The 20,947-nt window shown below is 38.8% G+C and carries 24 protein-coding genes, 17 tRNA genes and 1 riboswitch; of the genes, 8 read left to right on the top strand and 33 right to left on the bottom strand.

Annotated features, from left to right (window positions below; all coding sequences use genetic code 11):
- Nucleotides 1-12: 12 nt before the first annotated feature.
- From gcvPB to gcvT, 3 genes are read right to left on the bottom strand one after another with little or no spacing between them, the layout of a single operon-like run.
- Nucleotides 13-1,473, bottom strand: a complete 1,461-nt coding sequence (gcvPB, locus tag RYX56_RS12215; RefSeq protein WP_317122308.1) for an aminomethyl-transferring glycine dehydrogenase subunit GcvPB — start codon at nucleotides 1,471-1,473, stop codon at nucleotides 13-15.
- Nucleotides 1,470-2,813, bottom strand: coding sequence for an aminomethyl-transferring glycine dehydrogenase subunit GcvPA (gcvPA, locus tag RYX56_RS12210; RefSeq protein WP_317122307.1), 1,344 nt, complete (start codon nucleotides 2,811-2,813; stop codon nucleotides 1,470-1,472). Before gcvPA ends, gcvPB begins: the two co-directional genes overlap by 4 nt.
- Nucleotides 2,814-2,828: 15 nt before the next feature.
- Nucleotides 2,829-3,932, bottom strand: coding sequence for a glycine cleavage system aminomethyltransferase GcvT (gcvT, locus tag RYX56_RS12205; RefSeq protein ID WP_317122306.1), 1,104 nt, complete (start codon nucleotides 3,930-3,932; stop codon nucleotides 2,829-2,831).
- A 190-nt stretch (nucleotides 3,933-4,122) separates the two neighbouring features.
- Nucleotides 4,123-4,219, bottom strand: a riboswitch (glycine riboswitch).
- 211 nt (nucleotides 4,220-4,430) lie between these two features.
- On the opposite strand from gcvT, the gene RYX56_RS12200 reads away from it, so the two are divergent.
- Together RYX56_RS12200 and RYX56_RS12195 are read left to right on the top strand one after the other, a co-directional pair.
- Nucleotides 4,431-6,113 (top strand): DEAD/DEAH box helicase, encoded by a 1,683-nt coding sequence (locus RYX56_RS12200; RefSeq protein WP_317122305.1) that lies wholly within the window; start codon nucleotides 4,431-4,433, stop codon nucleotides 6,111-6,113.
- On the top strand, nucleotides 6,091-6,888 hold the full coding sequence (locus RYX56_RS12195) for a YqhG family protein (RefSeq protein WP_317122304.1): 798 nt from the start codon (nucleotides 6,091-6,093) through the stop codon (nucleotides 6,886-6,888). The genes RYX56_RS12200 and RYX56_RS12195 overlap by 23 nt, the downstream gene beginning before the upstream one ends.
- A 42-nt stretch (nucleotides 6,889-6,930) precedes the next feature.
- Here RYX56_RS12195 and RYX56_RS12190 read toward each other — a convergent pair whose 3' ends face one another.
- The gene (locus RYX56_RS12190) at nucleotides 6,931-7,110 is read right to left on the bottom strand and encodes a DUF2759 domain-containing protein (RefSeq protein ID WP_317122303.1); all 180 of its coding nucleotides are present in this window, start codon (nucleotides 7,108-7,110) and stop codon (nucleotides 6,931-6,933) included.
- A gap of 334 nt (nucleotides 7,111-7,444) precedes the next feature.
- Between RYX56_RS12190 and RYX56_RS12185 the strand changes: the two genes are divergently transcribed.
- On the top strand, nucleotides 7,445-8,080 hold the full coding sequence (locus tag RYX56_RS12185) for an MBL fold metallo-hydrolase (protein WP_317122302.1): 636 nt from the start codon (nucleotides 7,445-7,447) through the stop codon (nucleotides 8,078-8,080).
- 64 nt (nucleotides 8,081-8,144) lie between these two features.
- On the opposite strand, the gene RYX56_RS12180 is transcribed toward RYX56_RS12185, so the two are convergent.
- From RYX56_RS12180 to comGC, 8 genes are all read right to left on the bottom strand, one after another.
- Nucleotides 8,145-8,390 carry a DUF2626 domain-containing protein gene (locus RYX56_RS12180; RefSeq protein WP_317122301.1) on the bottom strand — a complete coding sequence of 82 codons (246 nt, stop codon included), beginning with the start codon at nucleotides 8,388-8,390 and terminating at the stop codon, nucleotides 8,145-8,147.
- A gap of 209 nt (nucleotides 8,391-8,599) precedes the next feature.
- Nucleotides 8,600-8,788 carry a YqzE family protein gene (locus RYX56_RS12175; RefSeq protein WP_317122393.1) on the bottom strand — a complete coding sequence of 63 codons (189 nt, stop codon included), beginning with the start codon at nucleotides 8,786-8,788 and terminating at the stop codon, nucleotides 8,600-8,602.
- A gap of 47 nt (nucleotides 8,789-8,835) precedes the next feature.
- Nucleotides 8,836-9,336 (bottom strand): shikimate kinase, encoded by a 501-nt coding sequence (locus tag RYX56_RS12170; protein WP_317122300.1) that lies wholly within the window; start codon nucleotides 9,334-9,336, stop codon nucleotides 8,836-8,838.
- Entirely contained in the window at nucleotides 9,329-9,718 is a 390-nt protein-coding gene (gene comGG / locus RYX56_RS12165; RefSeq protein WP_317122299.1) for a competence type IV pilus minor pilin ComGG, read from the bottom strand. Before comGG ends, RYX56_RS12170 begins: the two co-directional genes overlap by 8 nt.
- The gene (locus tag RYX56_RS12160) at nucleotides 9,708-10,148 is read right to left on the bottom strand and encodes a ComGF family competence protein (protein WP_317122298.1); all 441 of its coding nucleotides are present in this window, start codon (nucleotides 10,146-10,148) and stop codon (nucleotides 9,708-9,710) included. Before RYX56_RS12160 ends, comGG begins: the two co-directional genes overlap by 11 nt.
- Nucleotides 10,135-10,458, bottom strand: a complete 324-nt coding sequence (locus RYX56_RS12155) for a type II secretion system protein (protein ID WP_317122297.1) — start codon at nucleotides 10,456-10,458, stop codon at nucleotides 10,135-10,137. Before RYX56_RS12155 ends, RYX56_RS12160 begins: the two co-directional genes overlap by 14 nt.
- Nucleotides 10,439-10,906, bottom strand: a complete 468-nt coding sequence (gene comGD, locus RYX56_RS12150) for a competence type IV pilus minor pilin ComGD (protein WP_317122392.1) — start codon at nucleotides 10,904-10,906, stop codon at nucleotides 10,439-10,441. The genes RYX56_RS12155 and comGD overlap by 20 nt, the downstream gene beginning before the upstream one ends.
- On the bottom strand, nucleotides 10,884-11,189 hold the full coding sequence (comGC, locus tag RYX56_RS12145) for a competence type IV pilus major pilin ComGC (RefSeq protein WP_317122296.1): 306 nt from the start codon (nucleotides 11,187-11,189) through the stop codon (nucleotides 10,884-10,886). The genes comGD and comGC overlap by 23 nt, the downstream gene beginning before the upstream one ends.
- Nucleotides 11,190-11,350: 161 nt before the next feature.
- Between comGC and yidD the strand changes: the two genes are divergently transcribed.
- On the top strand, nucleotides 11,351-11,587 hold the full coding sequence (gene yidD / locus RYX56_RS12140; protein WP_317122295.1) for a membrane protein insertion efficiency factor YidD: 237 nt from the start codon (nucleotides 11,351-11,353) through the stop codon (nucleotides 11,585-11,587).
- A gap of 109 nt (nucleotides 11,588-11,696) precedes the next feature.
- Here the strand turns inward: yidD and RYX56_RS12135 are convergent.
- The 18 genes from RYX56_RS12135 to comGA form a co-directional block, all read right to left on the bottom strand.
- Nucleotides 11,697-11,778: transfer RNA gene (locus RYX56_RS12135), tRNA-Leu, on the bottom strand.
- A 13-nt stretch (nucleotides 11,779-11,791) separates the two neighbouring features.
- Nucleotides 11,792-11,867, bottom strand: a tRNA-Lys gene (locus RYX56_RS12130).
- Nucleotides 11,868-11,876: 9 nt separating this feature from the next.
- A tRNA-Glu gene (locus RYX56_RS12125) sits at nucleotides 11,877-11,951 on the bottom strand.
- A gap of 11 nt (nucleotides 11,952-11,962) precedes the next feature.
- Nucleotides 11,963-12,053 (bottom strand) — tRNA-Ser (locus RYX56_RS12120).
- Nucleotide 12,054: 1 nt separating this feature from the next.
- Nucleotides 12,055-12,129, bottom strand: a tRNA-Asn gene (locus tag RYX56_RS12115).
- A 1-nt stretch (nucleotide 12,130) separates the two neighbouring features.
- A tRNA-Ile gene (locus tag RYX56_RS12110) sits at nucleotides 12,131-12,207 on the bottom strand.
- Nucleotides 12,208-12,222: 15 nt separating this feature from the next.
- A tRNA-Gly gene (locus RYX56_RS12105) sits at nucleotides 12,223-12,293 on the bottom strand.
- Nucleotides 12,294-12,314: 21 nt separating this feature from the next.
- A tRNA-Arg gene (locus tag RYX56_RS12100) sits at nucleotides 12,315-12,391 on the bottom strand.
- A 9-nt stretch (nucleotides 12,392-12,400) separates the two neighbouring features.
- Nucleotides 12,401-12,472, bottom strand: a tRNA-Gly gene (locus RYX56_RS12095).
- A gap of 7 nt (nucleotides 12,473-12,479) precedes the next feature.
- Nucleotides 12,480-12,554 (bottom strand) — tRNA-Gln (locus tag RYX56_RS12090).
- 10 nt (nucleotides 12,555-12,564) lie between these two features.
- Nucleotides 12,565-12,640, bottom strand: a tRNA-His gene (locus RYX56_RS12085).
- Between the two features lie 12 nt (nucleotides 12,641-12,652).
- Nucleotides 12,653-12,737 (bottom strand) — tRNA-Tyr (locus tag RYX56_RS12080).
- 16 nt (nucleotides 12,738-12,753) lie between these two features.
- Nucleotides 12,754-12,830: transfer RNA gene (locus RYX56_RS12075), tRNA-Asp, on the bottom strand.
- Nucleotides 12,831-12,834: 4 nt separating this feature from the next.
- A tRNA-Met gene (locus RYX56_RS12070) sits at nucleotides 12,835-12,911 on the bottom strand.
- A 36-nt stretch (nucleotides 12,912-12,947) separates the two neighbouring features.
- Nucleotides 12,948-13,040, bottom strand: a tRNA-Ser gene (locus tag RYX56_RS12065).
- Between the two features lie 10 nt (nucleotides 13,041-13,050).
- Nucleotides 13,051-13,126: transfer RNA gene (locus tag RYX56_RS12060), tRNA-Ala, on the bottom strand.
- Between the two features lie 159 nt (nucleotides 13,127-13,285).
- Nucleotides 13,286-14,296, bottom strand: coding sequence for a competence type IV pilus assembly protein ComGB (gene comGB, locus RYX56_RS12055; protein WP_317122391.1), 1,011 nt, complete (start codon nucleotides 14,294-14,296; stop codon nucleotides 13,286-13,288).
- Between the two features lie 29 nt (nucleotides 14,297-14,325).
- Nucleotides 14,326-15,366 carry a competence type IV pilus ATPase ComGA gene (gene comGA, locus RYX56_RS12050; protein WP_317122294.1) on the bottom strand — a complete coding sequence of 347 codons (1,041 nt, stop codon included), beginning with the start codon at nucleotides 15,364-15,366 and terminating at the stop codon, nucleotides 14,326-14,328.
- Between the two features lie 106 nt (nucleotides 15,367-15,472).
- Here comGA and RYX56_RS12045 point away from each other — a divergent pair.
- Nucleotides 15,473-15,544 (top strand) — tRNA-Gln (locus RYX56_RS12045).
- Between the two features lie 111 nt (nucleotides 15,545-15,655).
- Nucleotides 15,656-16,168 (top strand): large conductance mechanosensitive channel protein MscL, encoded by a 513-nt coding sequence (gene mscL, locus RYX56_RS12040; protein ID WP_317122293.1) that lies wholly within the window; start codon nucleotides 15,656-15,658, stop codon nucleotides 16,166-16,168.
- On the opposite strand, the gene hlpB is transcribed toward mscL, so the two are convergent.
- Both hlpB and RYX56_RS12030 read right to left on the bottom strand, forming a co-directional pair.
- Entirely contained in the window at nucleotides 16,160-16,465 is a 306-nt protein-coding gene (gene hlpB / locus RYX56_RS12035) for an HNH nuclease-like protein HlpB (RefSeq protein ID WP_317122292.1), read from the bottom strand. The genes mscL and hlpB overlap by 9 nt on opposite strands.
- Nucleotides 16,466-16,519: 54 nt before the next feature.
- The gene (locus tag RYX56_RS12030) at nucleotides 16,520-16,702 is read right to left on the bottom strand and encodes a hypothetical protein (protein WP_317122291.1); all 183 of its coding nucleotides are present in this window, start codon (nucleotides 16,700-16,702) and stop codon (nucleotides 16,520-16,522) included.
- A gap of 122 nt (nucleotides 16,703-16,824) precedes the next feature.
- Here RYX56_RS12030 and RYX56_RS12025 point away from each other — a divergent pair, with 122 nt between their 5' ends.
- Nucleotides 16,825-19,185, top strand: coding sequence for an ATP-dependent helicase (locus tag RYX56_RS12025; RefSeq protein WP_317122290.1), 2,361 nt, complete (start codon nucleotides 16,825-16,827; stop codon nucleotides 19,183-19,185).
- Nucleotides 19,182-19,844: an HD domain-containing protein gene (locus RYX56_RS12020; RefSeq protein ID WP_317122289.1), complete on the top strand. Its 663-nt coding sequence runs from the start codon at nucleotides 19,182-19,184 to the stop codon at nucleotides 19,842-19,844. The genes RYX56_RS12025 and RYX56_RS12020 overlap by 4 nt, the downstream gene beginning before the upstream one ends.
- 19 nt (nucleotides 19,845-19,863) lie before the next feature.
- On the opposite strand, the gene RYX56_RS12015 is transcribed toward RYX56_RS12020, so the two are convergent.
- Nucleotides 19,864-20,937, bottom strand: coding sequence for a glycosyltransferase (locus RYX56_RS12015; protein ID WP_317122288.1), 1,074 nt, complete (start codon nucleotides 20,935-20,937; stop codon nucleotides 19,864-19,866).
- Nucleotides 20,938-20,947 lie beyond the last annotated feature (10 nt).

Raw genomic sequence — 20,947 nt, 5'->3', positions numbered from 1 at the left:
CAGCCTCTTTCTTTACGCTTTTTGGTAACGCAAAATGGGTTTTCTTGCTGCTGTTGTTTCATCTAAACGGCTAATGACCGTATGATGCGGTGCTTCTTGAACAACTTCAGGTGTCTCCTCTGCTTCTTTAGCAATTTGAATCATAGCATCAATAAATTCGTCTAGCGTTTCCTTTGATTCTGTTTCTGTTGGTTCAATCATCATACATTCCTCAACATTTAATGGGAAGTAGATCGTTGGCGGATGATAACCGAAATCGAGTAACCGTTTTGCCATATCTAGTGTACGAACCCCTAATTTCTTCTGTCTACGTCCAGAAATAACGAATTCATGTTTACAGTGCTGTGTATAAGGTAAATCAAAATGCGGCTCTAAACGACGCATCATATAGTTTGCATTTAATACAGCATACTCTGAAACTTGACGTAACCCTTTAGGTCCCATTGTTCGAATATACGTATAAGCACGTACATTAATTCCATAGTTTCCGTAATAAGGCTTTACCCTTCCAATAGATTGTGGACGATCATAATCAAAGCGGAAACCTTCGTCTGCCTTAATAAGTACTGGTTTAGGTAAAAATGGAATTAAGTCTTTCTTCACTCCGACTGGCCCAGATCCTGGACCACCACCACCATGTGGCCCTGTAAATGTTTTATGGAGATTTAAATGAACAACATCAAATCCCATATCCCCCGGTCTTGCAATACCTAAGATCGCATTTGAATTTGCTCCATCATAATAAAGCTTTCCTCCAGCTTCATGAATAATAGAGGCCATCTCTTCAATATTGGACTCAAATAAACCTAACGTGTTAGGGTTTGTTAACATTAGGGCCGCTGTATCAGGACCTACGACTTCTCTCAAGTGATCTAAATCAACAAGGCCTTCTTCATTCGTACGTACAGTAATGGAGTCAAATCCAGCAACCGTAGCTGATGCAGGGTTTGTTCCATGAGCAGAGTCAGGCACAATCACCTTCGTGCGTTGTGTATCTCCATTTGCTTCATGGAAAGCACGAATCATCATAAGTCCAGTCCATTCCCCATGCGCTCCTGCTGCTGGTTGTAACGTAACCTCGTCCATACCTGTGATAGCTGCAAGGGATGTTTGTAAATCATATAGCAATTCAAGTGAGCCTTGAACTTGTTCTTCTGGTTGATAAGGGTGAACATATGCAAGTCCCTCATACCGTGCTACATTTTCATTGATTTTAGGATTGTATTTCATTGTACAAGAACCGAGTGGATAAAAACCTGAGTCCACTCCATGGTTACGTTTAGAAAGAGCTGTGTAATGACGCATAATTTGCAACTCGGACACTTCCGGTAACTCAGCTTCTTCCTTCCGGATATATTCATCAGGTAATAAATTCTCTAATGGTTCCACAGGAATATCAAGATCTGGTAGACTATGGCCAATTCTACCTTCCTTACTTAGTTCAAAAATGAGTGGCTGGTCTTGGTTGTTCATACTAATGCCCCCAATTCTTTTGCAAATTGATCGATTTCTTCTTTTGTACGGACTTCAGTTACTGCAATCAACATTTGGCCTTTACGCTCTGGATATTCAATACCTAGGTCATATCCACCGATAAAGCCTTTCTCTAGTAACACTTTATTTACTTCTTCGACTGTTTTAGGAAGCTTTATAACAAACTCATTAAAAGATGGTGCTCTCTCTAAAACTTCGATACCATTTTCCTTTAATTGCTTTTTGGCATATGCTGCTTTTTGGAGATTCTGATAAGCAACTTCTTTCATACCAGCCTTTCCTAGAGATGTCATAGCGACAGAAGCTGCTAATGCATTCAGTGCTTGGTTAGAGCAGATGTTAGACGTGGCTTTTTCACGACGAATATGTTGCTCACGCGCTTGCAAGGTTAATACAAATCCACGTTGACCATTTTCATCCGTTGTTTGACCCACAAGACGCCCCGGTACTTTTCTCATTAATTTTTTGGTAGTGGCAAAATAACCACAATGAGGTCCACCATATTGTGGAGCAATTCCAAATGGTTGTGCATCCCCAATCACAATATCTGCCCCGTAATCGCCTGGTGATTTTAACAAACCTAGAGAAAGTGGATTACTTGAAACAACAAACATTGACTTGTCTGAGTGGGTAATTTCCTCAATTTTATCTAGTGGTTCTAAGTTGCCAAAGAAATTAGGGTACTGAACAATTACACAAGCTGTATCCTCATTATAAGCCTGTTTTAGCCCATCTACGTCTGTTACACCGTTCACCACATCAAGCTCAATGACATTTAAACGCTGGCCGTACGCATTCGTTTTCAATACTTCTCTTGCTTCTGGATGTACAGCCTTGGAAACAAGAATGGTTTTTTTCTTCGTCTGACCAGCACTCATCATCGCAGCTTCTGCTAAAGCCGTCGGTCCATCATACATGGATGAATTAGCAAGATCCATCCCAGTTAGTTCGCTAATCATCGTCTGAAATTCAAAGATTGCCTGAAGTTCACCTTGAGAGATCTCAGGTTGATAAGGAGTGTAGGCTGTATAAAACTCCGAACGAGAAATCACATGATCAACAATTGAAGGGATATAATGCTCGTATACTCCAGCCCCTAGAAAAGAAGGCTTTTGCTTAAGAGAAGTATTTTTAGAAGCCAATCCTTGAAAATACCGGACTAGTTCAGGTTCTTTTAGTGCTTTTGGAATATCAAGTTCACCTTTGAACCTGATCCCTTCAGGAATATCTGAAAATAGTTCTTCAATACTGCTTGCTCCGATTACTTCTAGCATTTCTTTTTGATCCTGCTCAGTCATTGGTAAATAGCGGTTTGTCATATTGCCATATCCTCCTTATGCTTTCGGACGCTTATAAAATGGTGTTTGAGTAACTTCAGCTTTCAATCTCTTTTTACGCACTTGAATGTAAACCTCTGTACCAACCTCAGTAAGTTTTTTATCAATAATGGCTAGTCCGACATTTTTCTTTAACGTAGGTGATTGGGTGCCAGTCGTGACAAATCCAACACGCTCTTCATTTACGAACACTTCATATCCGGTACGTGGAATACCCTTATCGATCATTTCTACCCCTACAAGCTTACGTTTTAATCCTTCTTCTTTTTGTTTTTTCAACGCCTCTTTACCAATAAAGTCCTCATCTTTTGTTAATTTGACTGCAAATCCAATTCCGGCTTCAAGTGGCGATATCTCACTTGTTAACTCTTGCCCATATAAAGGTAGTTTAGCTTCAAAACGCAACGTATCACGAGAACCAAGTCCACAAGGTACTAATCCTGACTCTGCACCAGCCTCTAGAATCTTTTTCCAAAGCGTTACTGCATCAGTAGATGAACAATAGATCTCAAAGCCATCTTCACCTGTATAACCTGTTCTAGAAACAAGTGAACTCACCCCAGCGACATTCACTTCATCTTGAAAACGGAAAAAGCGAATCTCGTTTAGGTTTGTTTTTGTAAGCGATTGGAGAATCTCCTCTGCCTTCGGGCCTTGAATCGCCAACTGTGCCATATCATCAGATACATTTGTAACCTCTACCCCATCTATGAGATGTTGCTTCAACCAATCAACATCTTTGTCAATATTAGAGGCATTAATGACCAACAAGTAGTCATGTTCTGATTTACGGTAGATTAATAGATCATCGACTGTTCCACCATTTTCATAACACATAGCCGTGTATTGAGCTTGATTATCAACAAGCTTACTAACATCGTTTGTCATCATCTTTTGAAGATAAATTAGTGCATTTTCACCTTTCACTTCAACTTCTCCCATATGAGATACATCAAATAAACCTGCTTGGGTACGCACAGCTTCATGCTCTTCCTTAATGCTAGAAAATTGAACCGGAAGATCCCAACCACCAAAATCAATTGTTCTTGCTCCAGCCTCAGCATATTGCTCAAATAACGGGGTACGTTTTAATGTCGTCATCCTTCTCCTCCTTTATTTCAAAAACCTACACTATTCTGAAATTTCAAACGTAATAAGTGATTATAAATAAACAAAAAAAGACAGAGTTATACAATGAATGTATAACCCTGTCCTTTAACCAGAAAGTTTCGTTCTAAATAGAACTGTCTTCGTAGGTGGCTCTATTTTTATAGAGCACTCTCCAGAGCTGCGTCCCGTAAGAGTCTTCTTTGCCTGAGAGATTCGCAACTTTTGCTTGCTCCTTCGGCGCTGCGCAACCATCGCACAGTCTCTCCCCCTACCTTCATCCGCTGATCGTTTTACTTTTATTAGAACAGTTTTTCATGTTTTATCTTTAATTGGTACATACTAGAAAAGAAAGTCATAAATCTAATTTATTCATACATTATCTTAATATAACTTACAGAATTCGACGAATTGTCTGTTTTCTTCTACTCATATCCTACCAAGACGATTCAAAAGGTGCAATAGTTTCTTTTAGGAAAGGATGTACAACACATGAAAATCGACATTCAATTTGACAATGATTGGCAAGAACAATTTTTTGAACGCCTAGATCAAGATGGTCCCTTTGCTAGTTGGGAATTAGCGCGTTTAGCTTATGAAGCTGAGCAACATCAAACGATTCCAGCTTTCCAAGGACTCATAGCTCCTAACCATCTCCCACAATTAAGTCCATTCCCTCATCAAATAGAAGTTGCTAATACAGTAATTGAACAGATGAATGGAAAAGCGATTCTCGCTGATGAAGTTGGGCTTGGGAAGACAATTGAAGCGGGTCTAATTTTAAAAGAATATATGATTCGTGGACTTGTGAAAAAAGCTTTAATCCTTGTGCCTGCCTCTCTTGTTTCTCAGTGGGCAATCGAGCTTAACACAAAGTTTTTTATTCCAGCCACCCCTCAACGGAAAACGTATGTGTGGGAACAATGTGATGTCGTTGTGGCCTCAATTGATACGGCTAAAAGGCAACCCCATCGAGATATAGTGATGAGCCAATCCTATGACCTTATTATTATTGATGAAGCGCATAAACTCAAAAATCCAAAAACAAAAAACTATGAATTTATTCGCAACCTTAAGAAGAAGTTTTGTTTATTATTAACGGCAACTCCCGTACAAAATAAACTAGAAGAAATCTTTAACCTTGTCTCTCTGTTAAAACCGGGTCATCTTGGTGATATTTCTAGTTTTGAAAAAGAGTTTAGATCGAATAAGCGCTCACCGAAAAACGATGAAAAACTTCGAGAGCTGGTCAGTAAAGTAATGGTCCGTAATAGAAGAGAAGAAACAGGTATTCAGTGGACTAAAAGAGTCGTAGAAACGATTCCTATCACATTTAGTCAAAAGGAACGTGAATTCTACGATGCTTTGCAAACTCTTAAAGGGGACTCTAGCCACTTTTCTTTGATTACACTCCAAAGAGAAATTTGTAGTAGTCGTGAAGCTGCTTTTATGACATTAAAAAATATGATTGAGAAAGCTCACAAAGAAGACCGGGCCATCCCACAAGCTGAAAAACTGCTTAACATGATCGGTGAAATTGATGGACATGCAAAAGCAGAAAAAGCATTGGAGCTGGTAAAATCCATTAATGATAAAGTCATCATTTTCACGGAATATCGAGCAACCCAACTTTATCTCCAATGGTACTTAAAACAAAATGGTATATCTTCTGTCCCATTTAGAGGCGGATTTAAACGAGGAAAAAAAGATTGGATGAGACAATTGTTTGAATCTCATGCACAGGTATTAATTGCCACAGAAGCAGGTGGAGAAGGCATTAACCTACAGTTTTGTAGTCATATAATAAACTTTGATTTGCCGTGGAATCCAATGAGAATCGAACAACGTATAGGCCGTATCCATCGACTCGGACAAAAAAATGATGTTCACATTTATAATTTTGCTGTAGAAGACACCGTCGAACAACATATCTTAAAATTACTTTATGAGAAAATCCATTTGTTTGAAGCAGTTATCGGTGAACTCGATGAAATCTTAACGAGGATTGATCTTCCTTCAATTGAAGAACATGTAAAAGATATTATCGTCCACTCAGACTCTGATGGAGAAGTAAAAATAAAATTAGATCACCTTGCCGCTATTATGACCGAAGCAGCAAGCGAGAAAGAAAATGATGGAGGTGATGAGCTCGATGCAACAGCAACAAATTCATAATTTCCTAGAACGTTATTTTATTGCAAATGATAGCTCAGTCCTTGAAAATTCATCCACCCACTTAACCATTCAGCTCTCGATTGAGCTTGATAAATTATTAATGAATCGACCCTTTTATTGGCATTATTTAGAAAAGACTGGCGGTACACCTAACCCAATGCAAGTTACCTTTATTACTGACAAAGCAAATGCTCCTGAGGATCTAAGGGGAGAACCGATTCATTTTGGATCTCCTCGCCTTCATCAATTATTTGCTTCGACTAGAACGTTAGGCGGTTTTATTAGGTTGTATGAACAAGTTCCTATTCAAGGACATACTTCGACACCCCTTCAACCATGGTTATGTCTAAATACCAAAGTATCTTTTCAATGTGATCGAAAGAAAGACGTCATTCTATCTCTTGGTCTTAATTTAATTCATGGTCAAATCGTGCCAGGATTTTATGATTCAATTCAAGGAAAACAATTAAAATCAACAATTCCAGATTATTGTTTTACTTTATCACCACTCATCACACCTAAAAGCGGGATTATTCGCTTACAGAAAATGGTGCAAACGTATGCTGAAAATGAAGATTCAACTTGGGCTGAGGATGCAATGAACAGGTGGGGAGCAGATCTTGCCTTACTCGAGAAATTTTATGAAGAATATGATGAAAAACCTGAGAGTTATGAGTTAGAAAAACAGGCCCTCACCGAACAATATGAACCTAAAATTATCGTTGAGATCATTAATGGTGGAATTTTTTATTTACAACAACAAGTCTTCCACTAAACAAAAAAACTCCCTCATCGGATAGATAAGGGAGTTTTTTCATTAAGCTGTTGCGCCGCCACCAGCGACGATTGAGATAATAGTCATGACTGAGAACCAGCCAAATACAGCAAGTGATAATGCAGCAAAACCTACTGCAAAGAAGTTCTTTCTACGCATTTCGCGCACAATTCCTACTGCAGAAAGGATCGCTACTAATAGAAAAGTAATTGCTAAAAACATATGGTCTCACCCTCCTTATGTATGTAACTCAGTACCCAGTTTGTACATCTTATTATAAACAAAACCATGTCCTCAAACAAGAGGATATTAAGCTTAACACGGTACAATAGCGAAAAAGCACTGAACAAAAAATCATCCGATTGAGTAAAGGTTTCTTATAAGCTTCACCCTCTTACCTTCAGTATACTCAAAAAGCAAGGAAAATTACAGACAAAAAAATTGGTACCTGTGAACGTTTTAAGTCGATAACAAAATGAGCATACCTTTGTAACATCTGATAGAAGATAGTAAGATAAAGGTGATAGTATGAGAAAAGGAAGACGGAGGAGATAAAATGAACTGGACACAAATCCCACTAGGGCCATTGCAAACAAACGCATACGTACTAATGAATAAAAATAAAGAAGCTGTTATTTTTGATCCAGGTGGTAATGGACCTGAGTTTATTAAATGGCTAAAAGATCAATCCATTAAACCGTTAGCAATTTTATTAACCCATGCTCATTTTGATCATATCGGTGCAGTAGATGAGGTACGAGATGCATTCAATTGCCCTGTATACATCCATCAAGAAGAAAAGCATTGGTTAACAGACCCCAATAAAAATGGTTCATCACGCTTTTTAGGTGATGCTGCTATTTCAACTCAACCTGCTGATCATCTTTTAACTACTGAAGACCCCATACATATCGGCGAGTTTACATTCGAGGTTTTTCACACCCCTGGTCACTCACCAGGTAGTGTCTCCTATTATCTTGCTTCAGAAGGTATCGTGTTCTCAGGAGACGCTCTTTTTAAACAAAGTATCGGAAGAACTGATTTACCCGGAGGAAACCACGAACAGTTAATAAAAAGTATCCATTCAAAATTATTAGAGTTACCCGAAGAAACTACCGTCGCATCAGGACACGGTCCTACAACAACAATAGGAGAAGAAATGGATGAAAACCCTTTCTTATCCGGATTTTAAGCAAACAAAAAACGTTGTTCCAATACGGAGCAACGTTCTTTTGTGTGTATATGTACCGAAGATCCTAGTGACCTCCAAAACTTGGTACTAATAAGAAAGTTGAATAGTACGTAAAACCAACGAAGAAAATCGTTAAGTACGCACCAAAAATGTAAATATACACACGTTCTGATAAGTTTAAATAGCTTAGTGCTAACAATGCACCTGTTTGGGCAAAGAATAGCAAAGCCATGTTAAGCATATCACCAACAAAGAACAAGACTGAGAAGATACCTGTCCAGAAAGCTAAAACACGATACATGCGCTCCATTTGCTTACTCCCTCCTTCTTTTGCAATCACTATCCGTCAATTGGAAGTCATAATGCTGGTTATCTAATTATAGAGTACAAACTTATTATATACGAGATAAACTTTGATTGTAAATGCTTGATCAGTGGCAAATGTGTGTCACATGGATTTAAAACGACATTTACTAACATATTTATCAAGATTCACTTTAATTACTTGGTGATTTTTGCCTATTTTTTTGATGCTCTTTTTTTAAAAAACAGACTGATAGCTAGTGGTACAATTCCAAAAGTACGATAAGCAAATGGAGGACGTTCTGCTTTCTTTGCAGCTTTCTCTTTTTTTCTAACTTCTTTTGGTTGATCAAGCTTTAAAACAAATTGTTGTGTTAAAAACTTTACATAGTCATTCAATGACACGATCATCACCTCAACGATTATTCGTTTTAGTATGACCATATTTCAATCTACTTAAGCATAAGTGATTTTAATTCTTCAACCAAATTTAGAATCGACTTACCGGTTGTGTCGATCTGAATATCAGCCTCTCTATAAAAGGGAAGCCGTTCCTTAAACATTGCTGAAATCTGTTCTTTGTTTTTTTGTTTTAATAATGGTCTAGAGTGATCCATTGAAGTACGGCGAATCACTTCTTCTATTTCACAATCAAGAAAGACGACTTTACCTGATTGTTTCATGATTTGTCGATTTTCTTCACGTACTACAATTCCTCCCCCAGTCGTAATAATAGCTCTTTTATTCAAAAGATTGCGAAGTGCCTCTGTTTCAAGGGATCTAAAATAGTCCTCCCCTTTTTCTTCAAAAATAGTCGAAATAGACGTCCTGTAGGTCTGCTCAATCCATTGGTCCGTATCAATTACTTGATAGCCAATCGCCTTCCCTAAGGCTTGGCCTACAGTCGTTTTTCCAGAACCCATAAATCCTGTAAGATAAATTTTCTCATTCACGCCTTGATACCCCCCAATATTCCTTTATCACATGATGATTAGGATCATAATAAAATTGCGCATTTCGAGTACGAGAAGGCTCCTTAAGAGTCGCTCGCATCGCTACATGCCATTCACTTTCGTTTTTAGTCACTACTACAAGTGTAACGACCCCACCATCATATGAAAAGGAAAATGTTGAAGAGTTTCCGTTAGAACTTACCTCCTCTAAAAAATCCACTATACTCATTTGCAAGTATGAATCTAATTGGATTATATGATTTTGTTCTGCAATAAACCTCTTTTCTTGTAGATAGATATTTGTATGAGTTAGAAAACCAAACAGTAAAAGGGTGCACAATATTAAAACGATGGGATACACAAATCCTCGTTCATTCTTCATCCCTAACCCCATACATAGGCATCATCACACGACTCGCTTCCTGACCATCAATTAGCTTCACATCGCATCTTAGGCGGGGTAAATCCTTTACGCATTGAAAGTATTCAACCCGAAAAAGCATGGGAACATAGCCTGTATTTTTTGCAAACCGCCGAACTTGCATGCCTTCTACATGTCGATAACTAATATCACGGCCATCTCCTTTTATAAGGATTAATTCTTTGTCCAAAACGCGCATCTCAACAGATTCTAGCAGATCATCATTTAACTGGTTCATAAATATCATTAATTCAAATTGTCCATGAGTATCAAAATTTTTTGAAGAACCGATCAGCTTTGTCATAAGAGGAAAAAGACTTATTATGATTACAAGGAGGCTAATAACAATTAAGCTTTCAAGTAACGTAAAGCCCATTTCATCTTTTAGCATGCAGACACCTCTTGTAATCCCGTTTATTTTCACCAACAAAAGATAAACAAACGAGGTAAACATTCGTGGCAGGATCTGTGAATTCTTCTTTTTTAACCCACGAATCTAATTCAATCGGTGGTTGATCCACTAAATAGAGTTGAATTAATTCTTGAAGATGATGAAGGACTTTCTCCTCTTGTTTAAGAGTTAACCTTTCATTATATACAACCAAAAATGCAGGCAGGATCACCATTGAGCATATTGCTAATAGCAGGAAGGACATCATCACTTCTACTAGCGTGAACCCTTTAGAATTTCCGATAATCAACTCTCCCCTTTCCTAATAGAATGGTAAACCGGTACGTATGCCCGCCCACTTCTAATAACATCGTTCCAGAATACATCGGGTTTCCATTATACAAAAATCTAATATTAGTAAGTGGAAGGCTACTGGAGTGAAAAATCATTGTTTCATCCATAAAAGATCGTCGTAAAAGAATATCGTTGGAAGTACCTCGAATGATGTATTCTTTCCCTGTTTGGTTTATTGACACTTCGATTGTGCGTCCATGTGCCATCGCTAAGTGTTGGGCTAGAAGTAAGTCTTCTTTAAATTGTTTAGCTACTTCTTCTGTTTTATAACTGTTCCAGGAGTTGGGAAGAAAAATGATGGGTAGTAATAAGAGGATTGATAAGATTAAAAGAGTGACAAGTAATTCAGTCAACGTATGACCAGATTGTGAGGATTGCCTATTAATCGGAAACAACTTTACCATTTTCAAGCTTTAGTTGTTCTCCATTAGGACATGTTGTCGTCTCAGTATAGCCCTCATCTGCAAGAGCTTGGAGTGTAGATGGTTTTGCATTTTCTTCAATTTCATAAGCATGCACTTGTGTTTGAAGAAGTTTTATAGTGGCTTCACACCCTTTTGAGCCCGCAACATCATTATTTTTTGTCATATTAGGAATAGCAATTAATAAGAGGATCGAAATAATCATTAAAACAACCAACATTTCAACAAGTGTAAATCCTTTTTGATTAAATAAATACTTTTTCAATTGGCATCACCTCGGGGATAGGGTATCTTGCGGGAAACTGAATGAAGAACATAGAGGAATCTTAAAGCTCCTTCCCTCCTTTCTTTTGTCATTGTTTGCTATAATTAGACATCAAGCAAACAAATTCCTTCTTCATCTCAAAAAAAGCGAGGTTTTTTCAGTTGCAAAATTTATTATTGTTTTTCATCCGTATCTATCAAAAATTCATTTCACCGATAAAGCCTCCAACATGTCGCTTCTATCCTACATGTTCTCATTACGGCATTGAAGCAATTCAACGGTTTGGCGCACTTAAAGGGGTCTACTTGACGATAAAACGATTAAGTAAGTGTCACCCTTTTCATCCAGGTGGAATTGATTATGTACCAGAAAAAGAAAAAGAGACGTCAAAAAGCTAGCTAAACATAATTAGTGTATAGCTAGCTTCCTATAGGAGGAACCCTATTTTATAAAACGTTAAAAGTAACAAAAAAACTTGTACTCATAATGAGTACAAGTTTTTAAAAGTGCGGGTGAAGGGAGTCGAACCCCCACATCATAAGATACTAGATCCTAAGTCTAGCGCGTCTGCCAATTCCGCCACACCCGCATATTAAAATATATGGTGAGCCATGAAGGACTCGAACCTTCGACCCTCTGATTAAAAGTCAGATGCTCTACCAACTGAGCTAATGGCTCTAACTAAAATGGTGACCCGTACGGGATTCGAACCCGTGTTACCGCCGTGAAAGGGCGGTGTCTTAACCGCTTGACCAACGGGCCATACTTAAAAGTGGCGGAGAAGGAGGGATTTGAACCCTCGCGCCGCTCACGCGACCTACACCCTTAGCAGGGGCGCCCCTTCAGCCACTTGGGTACTTCTCCATGGCTCCACAGGTAGGACTCGAACCTACGACCGATCGGTTAACAGCCGATTGCTCTACCACTGAGCTACTGTGGAATGGTGGGCCTGAGTGGACTCGAACCACCGACCTCACGCTTATCAGGCGTGCGCTCTAACCAGCTGAGCTACAGGCCCATGAAAAAAATAAAAAGCGGGTGATGAGAATCGAACTCACATCATCAGCTTGGAAGGCTGAGGTTTTACCACTAAACTACACCCGCATGTTTCTTTTAAATTTCAAATGGTGCGCCCTGAGAGATTCGAACTCCCGACCTTTTGATTCGTAGTCAAACACTCTATCCAGCTGAGCTAAGGGCGCTAGAGACTAAGCGGAAGACGAGATTCGAACTCGCGACCCCCACCTTGGCAAGGTGGTGTTCTACCACTGAACTACTTCCGCAAAGAAATGGCTGGGCTAGCAGGATTCGAACCTACGCATGACGGAATCAAAATCCGTTGCCTTACCGCTTGGCGATAGCCCAAAAATAAAAATGGGGCGACTGATGGGAATTGAACCCACGAATGCCGGAATCACAATCCGGTGCGTTAACCACTTCGCCACAATCGCCATAATTATAAATGGTGGAGGGGGACGGATTCGAACCGCCGAACCCGGAGGGAGCGGATTTACAGTCCGCCGCGTTTAGCCACTTCGCTACCCCTCCACTATAATTTTTAAAATGGCGGTCCGGACGGGACTCGAACCCGCGACCTCCTGCGTGACAGGCAGGCATTCTAACCAACTGAACTACCGGACCATTTTGGTTGCGGGGGAAGGATTTGAACCTCCGACCTTCGGGTTATGAGCCCGACGAGCTACCGAACTGCTCCACCCCGCGACGTTAGATACATATAGAATAAAATTTAAATAAATATGGCGGAGGAAGAGGGATTCGAACCCCCGCGCGGTTTAACCCGCCTGTCGGTTTTCAAGACCGATCCCTTCAGCCGGACTTGGGTATTCCTCCGCTATATAATTGGTGGAGCCTAGCGGGATCGAACCGCTGACCTCCTGCGTGCAAGGCAGGCGCTCTCCCAGCTGAGCTAAGGCCCCCCTATGTAAAAGGCTATATCTTAAAGGCTTGTCTGTATGGTGAATTTTGTTCACCAGCGACGATTAATAATGTACCATGAAACAACATACAAACACAAGCCTTTTTTACAAAAAAAATTATTTTCATTAAAAAGGCTTGTGTCCTACCTTCTCTGATCCTTATTGCAATGTCCCGATCATTTGAAACATCGGCAGCATAATCGCTAAAAATAAAATAAAAATAAAAGCTCCTAACACAATAAAAATAACTGGTTGCAAGAAATCCATTATCTTATTTAACTTTTCTTCTAATTCACTATAAATAATTCCGCTAAAATTATCGAGGTCGCTTCCTAAATGCCCTGTCCGTTCTCCGTTTTCCACCACAAACGAAAGTTCTCTTAAAAAATAATCTCTTTCTCTGACTAATTCATAAAAAGGCCTACCAAGTTGAAGTTCTACTTTTATTGAAATCACTTCTTGTTGAAAAAAAGGTAGATGAGGTTGTTGCTCGAAAATATTCAATGCGTCTTGAAGAGAGGTACCGGATCGAAGTAAGCGTCCGACTTGAAGAGAAAAAAAGTAGGTACATAGCTGTTTAACCCAAGCAGACAACCAAGGAATCTTCAATAAGGATTCCACACGCCTTTTTGGTGACCACTTATGCTTAAAAAGAAGAAAATAACTTAATCCACTCAGTGTAAATAAAAGAAGGGCAAAGCCAAGATATGGCATCAAAACTAAAAATTTTAGTACCATCACTGTAAGTAATGGGGGCTCTCCTTGCATTGACAAAAAAAGTGAATTGAAGTGAGGAATTACAAATTGATGTAGTACCAAAAGGACCACTAGACAAATCCAAATAAGCAAAATAGGATAACGCATTAATTTAAATAATTGTTGTGTTGTTTGAAGACGCTTTTCTAATAAAGTACCTGCATGAATAAAGCCATCACTTACATCACCGTGGAATTGATAAAAATAAAGAAAGGAAACGATGTCTTTAGGTATCGGTAAAAGAGAAAAAGCTTTATGAATTTCTTGACCACTTTTTAAAGCTAGTTTCACTTCACTGAGCCTTTCTACTATAACGATCGGCTGGTGAATAAGCATAAAGGAAAGAGCATCTTCCATCGAATATCCCTGTTTAAGCAATACTCCTAGTAAACGAAAACATTTTGCATAAGACATATGGTTTGAATGTTTTTTAAATAGCCCTATCACCCCTTCCACCCTCTTTCTAGCTCTTCTCGATCAATGAAGCCTAGAGCCCATGCCTTCCTAGCTTGGTGAGGTAAAGTGTTAAGCTTTCGAGTATGACCTGATTCAATCATTTGATGAATGTGCAATCGATTATCAAATGTGTATAAGGCTGCTCTCTTATTAATTCGAACATCTCCAAAATAGACACCTTCATCTCCTTCAGAGCTTTTGACATTTACTAAATATTGCATAGCAACCGATTGTAACGCTTCCTTTATGTCATGTGCTGAAACACCAAATTCACGTAACCTTAAGAGTGCAGAATAATTATTGTTCGCATGAATAGTAGCAAAAACAAGATGTCCAGTGAGTGCTGCACGCACAGCCAACTTTGCACTAGCTGCATCACGTATTTCTCCAATCATCAGAACATCCGGATCATGTCTCAAAGCAGCCCTCAAGCCTACTTCAAATGATATTCCAGCTTTTTCATTGGTTTCAATTTGAATGAGTGAATGTAAGGACCTCTCTACAGGGTCTTCAATGGTAATAATTTTCTTATGATGCTTCAATAAAATATCATCTAATAAAGCATAAAGGGTCGTTGTTTTACCAGATCCAGTTGGACCAGCAATTAAACACAATCCATAAGGCAAGGCAGTAATATTGTTCAATGTGGAACGATTTGAGTAGAGAACAGGAAGGGTGGATAATGGTTGAGCGGAGCTTTGAGGGAGAATTCGAATAGCTAGACTTTCTTTAGATCGTGTGGGCAGAGTGGATAATCGTAAATTATATAAGCGCTGTTTCACTTCGATGGTCATAGAATTACTTTGAGGCAAGCGCCTCTCCCCTATGTCCATGCCACATGTGTATTTTAAGTGGCCCATTAATCGATCACCTAGGATGAGTGGAATTTGTTTAAAATCATATAGCTTGCCATTTATTCGCAATTGGATGAGCCAAGCTTGATCAATTGGAACTAGATGGATATCGGAAGCAAAAAATCCAACGGCTTCATTAATGAGCCCTGCACTTATTTTTTCAACTTCATACAATCACATCACTCCTTTCGTTCCCTTGTTATTCGACATGTGTTAAAAAAATCCTTTATCATTTTTGTATAGGAAATTGCAATCAGGGTAATCTATAAGTACAGAGCGATGGGCTATAGCCAAGTGGTAAGGCAACGGACTTTGACTCCGTTATGCGCTGGTTCGAATCCAGCTAGCCCAGTATACCGAAGGAGGACATGAATCTTATCATTCATGTCCTCCTTTTTAATCATGTCGTCATTTTTTTTGCATAGGCTATAGAAACTTCCTATGTTAGCTGGGTGATGTATATATGAAGATCCTACAAGAATTCAAAGAGTTTGCAGTTCGTGGAAATGTAATTGATATGAGTGTAGGCGTTATTATCGGCACAACCTTCGCTAAAATTGTAGAATCATTAGTGCATGATGTGATCATGCCGCCATTTAGCGTGTTATTCGGACAAGTTGATTTTTCTAATCTATACCTTAATTTATCAAATCGTCGCTTTGACACCTTTTCAGAAGCTGAAGCTGCTGGGGTGCCTATGCTTAATTATGGTTCCTTCCTCAATCACATCGTTCATTTTATGATTGTTGCTTTTATCCTTTTTTTATTTGTAAGACAAATGAATAAAATAAGAAGACCTAATGAAGATCCATTGATTGATATGAAAACAAAGCTTTGCTCCTTTTGCTTTAAATCAATTGCTTATAAAGCAACCAGATGTCCGCACTGCACCTCTGAATTAGAAGCTAGACGACTGAATGCTTTAAAGCCATCTCCTCTTAAAACAACGATAAAAAGGCGATCTAAATCACTTTGATTTCCATCGCCTTTCCTTAGACTTTTTAATGCGAATTAAAGTAGTAGAAGGTTGTTTCTTAATCCATCTTATAAATTTCTTTAATTGCTCGTCATCCTTTAAACGATCAATGGTCGTCAATCGAATGGCTATTTCTGTATTCGTGTACAAGGCATGAATTTGTTTATGACAGGGGATGCATAGCTGAGCTTTCTCTAAATGAGCCCCACCTTCCTCTCTCGGTATCAGATGGTGAATCGTTAATTTTACATTTACCCTCTCGCAAAGTTCACATGTCCCGACACGCTGTTTCTTCATCGAAATAGCTCCTTCACCTTTATTTCATATCGGACCTCTACCCTCTCTTAACCTCTATAAACTTCCGTCCTCTTTCATTTGTTTATATTGGATGTAGGTAATGAAAAGGAAGTTTAACCCTATTAACGAAGCGATGAATGGACCGAACAAAAATTCCTGTCCTATTATCCAACCGTAACCAAACAAAGAAAGGGATAGCAGTGTTACAACGATTCCTGCAGAAAAAAAAGTAATCATTCTAATTCCTCCTTACGTATGATGATGTCTTTTCTAAAATCAGCCCACCTTTAGCATGAAATCTGCTAGGATAGAAAGGTATTTTAATTCGTTTATGATTTTTAAAGTTAGGAGGCTCCCACTTGAAAACAGCTTTATATAAACAAAAAATTATTCACATTCCATCACTTGACAGAAGTGAATGGCAACAATTTCATAATGCTAGTATTCGTCAAGAGACAACTTGTATGCATTGTGGTGAGCCAATGCGATTTCATATAGGGATCTATGATGCTCCATCATTCATCCACCCCACCACTACTCTTGATTGTCAAAAAGAAGTTCTAGCCTATGAAGAAAGCTTGATAAAAAAACAGATACAACCAAAGGAGCTACTTCCTGTAACTAATACAAATGGCTTTAGTATGCCAAAAAGAAGATCGATTTCTACATCTGAAATACACGCTGATGACCCGTGGCGTGGTCCTGAAAACGTAAAAGCGATACCCCCTTTCCCTCTTACTAAAAAGGAGAAAAATGAATCGTTGACCGGCTACAGAGCTTCTTTAAAAGAGCAGGATATATTATTAGATGATCAACAATGGCAGGCGGCTACTACGACGGAGGGGCCATTGTTAATTTTAGCGGGAGCTGGAAGTGGGAAGACGCGTGTCTTAACAACAAGAGCAGCATATATGCTCACTGAGAAAGATTATTCACCAAAAGAAATGATTTTAGTCACCTTTACTGCCAAAGCAGCAAAGGAAATGAAAGAGCGGATGACGATCTACCCAGGTCTAAATCGTCAAATGTTGCAACAATTGGTCGTAGGAACCTTCCACAGCATCTTCTATAGAATGCTCATGCATCATAGTCCGGAACAATGGAATAGTACCCACTTATTAAAATGGGATTGGCAAAGAGACCAGATGCTAAAAGAAGCGGGACGCGAAATTCATTTAGATGAAAAAGAATTTGCTTATGATCAAGCCCTGACTCAAATAAGTTGGTGGAAAAACCATATGCAAAACCCAAGCCAAATCAAACCTCAAGACATTTGGGAAGAGCGTGCAGCCTATTTGTATAAACGTTATGAAGAAATGAGACAAAGAAAAGGATTGTTTGATTTTGATGATATGTTAATCGGTTGTTATGATCTTCTGAGCACTAATCAAAAGCTTTTAGAACGATACCAAGAACGTTTTTCATACGTTTCAATCGATGAATTTCAAGATATAAATAAGGTTCAAGTTGAACTTATCAGCCTACTTACAAATCCATCTAAAAACCTTTGTGTAGTTGGGGATGATGATCAATCGATTTATGCTTTTCGCGGCAGTGACCCTGATTATATCCTTTCATTTACTTCTTCCTACCCAGAGGCAAAAGTAGTCATCCTTAATCAGAATTATCGTTCCAATCACCCAATCGTCCAAGCTGCAAATAATGTGATTGCAACGAACCGGACTCGTTTTAACAAACAATTATTTGCTCAATATACAGAGGAACTTCCACCTATACTCTTTTATCCTTATGATGAAGAGGAAGAAGCAACGATGATCGTCAATGATATTAAGAGCCGAATAGAAAAAGGGGAAAACCCTAACGATTTTGCAATACTATTCCGCACGAATGTAACCTCACGGGCTTTATTTGAGCGCATGGTTACCTCAAGCATCCCTTTTTCAATTGAAAATGATGGTGATTCTTTTTATCGCAGAAAAACGGTTCGTAAAGTGCTTGCCTATCTCCGCCTTAGTTTAAACCCAGATAATGGACAAGCAATCCAAGACCTAATTGGTGCGCTATTTTTGAAGCAACAGGTGTTACAAGATTTAAAAGCATTAACGATTACAGAAGACTGTACATTTGTTGAAGCTCTTACCCATTTAAGTGGGCTACAGTCCTTTCAACAGAAGAAATTACAAAAGCTTCCGGATCAATTTAGACAAATCAAAAAGAAAACGCCTGAAGATGCCATCAGTTTTATTGAACAGGAAATGGGATTAAAGGATTATCTTAAGAAACAAGGAAACGAAGGAAATAAGCTAGAACGCGGTTCAGACGATGTACGCGACTTAAAAGTTTCAGCAAGACAACACACTACGATCGAATCGTTCCTTGAGCATGTTGACCATATGATTGCGAAACAAGAAGAAGCAAAGAAGCAACCTGTAAATAGTGAAGCTGTTCAACTTTTAACCATTCACCGAGCCAAAGGATTAGAGTACAAACATATCTATATACTTGGAGCAGTTGAGGGGTCCCTCCCACATGATTATGCCTTAGACGCTTGGCGTGAAGGAAATGATAAACCACTAGAAGAAGAAAGACGATTGATGTATGTGGCGATGACAAGAGCTGAAACGTCACTATCCATCTCAGTCCCTACGATGAGACGGGGAAAACGAGCACATCCTTCGCGATTTGTCCGTGAAGTGAATCGCTTAGCTCAAACACAGCAAAAAAAGAGAAGTGCTACGTTATCAGGAGGGTTACGATGAAACATCAAGATATTATAGAAGCAACCACCCAATGGGTGAGGGAACAATTATGGAATGAGCATACAGGTCATGATTGGCATCACATAGAACGTGTTACTAAAACAGCAAAAGCATTGGCCCTAAAAGAGCACGCTGACCTTGTCGTTGTTACCCTTTCTGCCCTTGTTCACGATTTGGCAGATGATAAAGTGGTAGAAAGTGAAGAGGGCGGTTTACAGGCTATCAAAGCTTGGTTCAGCGAAAGAAAACTAGATAAAGAGACGATTGATCATATCTTATCTATTATTACTTCCATGTCCTTTAAAGGTGGGAACGGAGAACCGATGGCTACTATTGAAGGTCAAGTTGTTCAAGATGCTGATCGTCTTGATGCATTAGGGGCAGTTGGAATTGCACGTACATTTATATATTCCGGGAGTAAAGGTCAACCGATGTATGATCCCAGCTTACCTACTAGAGAATCGATGACGCTAGATGAATATAGAAATGGAAATTCATCTGCCATTCATCATTTTCATGAGAAACTACTAAAGCTAAAGGACTTGATGAACACTGATGCAGGGAGGTCATTAGCCAAAGAGCGCCATCAGTTTATGGAACAGTTCCTTGATCAATTTCACAACGAATGGAATGGCACACTTGAAGAAGGAAGGGGCTAACCCCTTCCTTCCCTTACAATCATTCAATTATCCTTGCAAGCAACTCATGGTTGTAGATAACTTTTGGGTGGTCAGGCAAATAAATGGACGCTTTTTTATTATGGTCAAACGCTTGTTGATATTGCTTAAGCTTGTAATAACATACACACAATTGCAAATGTGGGTACCAAGATGAATAAGCCGGAAAACTGAAGCTCCATTGATTACTATCCGTCCTTATTGATAATGATTCATTATACCAGACAATGGCTGATGCATAATCTTTTTTCCTTAAATAATAATCCCCTAAGCGACAGCTCATTTCTGGGCGAATTTTTTTAGAAAACTGAAGAGATTCAATCAAAGCTTTTCGTTCTTCTTCTGGCTGCTCAAGCATTTTAAAACAATCCGCTTTGAAAATACATGAGAAGAACTTATCTTCACTCCATCCATCTTCAGAAGCTATATTAGATTCATATGCCTTGATGGCTCGGTTAAATTTTTTATTTTCTCTTAGTTCATTGCCATAATAGAAGTGATCTCTAGCAGAAAAGGTATCCCCACGCTCAATTTTCTTTTGATAGATATCAAGATTTCGACTGACTGAGTGTTTTTCTTTTTTATGAGTAATCGCTACATCGGAATGAATAATAGTACCATGGACCTTTAAATAATTATGAACATCTCCACACCATTTAAAATTCCTCGTTCTTTTTACCAATCTATTTCTACGGTACTTCAAGGTGACATTACCATAATTATCTAAACCCGCATGATAATACATGGAAACCGAATCAACCGAGGGATCCAATGTCTCTTTAAGCTTATTTAATTTCAGTTGATCTTTCTTCTCAATTACATCATCTGCATCAAGGTATAAAATATAATCTTTGGTGGCATGATCAAATGATGCGTTCCTCGCAGCAGCAAAATCTCCATTCCATTTATAAAAGAACACTCGGTTTGTATATTCTTTCGCTATCTGAACAGTGTTATCAGTAGACCCTGTGTCTATTATGTTTATTTCATCAACAAGGTCTACCACAGAATCTAAACATCTAGCTAATAATAGTTCTTCATTTTTTACGATCATACAGAGGCTAATTGTAACCATTTTTCCTCCT

This window comes from Alkalihalophilus lindianensis, from assembly GCF_032843265.1.
Lineage (GTDB): Bacteria > Bacillota > Bacilli > Bacillales > Bacillaceae_D > Alkalihalophilus > Alkalihalophilus lindianensis.
Note: the sequence above shows the minus strand (reverse complement) of the source record. Positions and strands in the feature narration are given on the sequence as shown.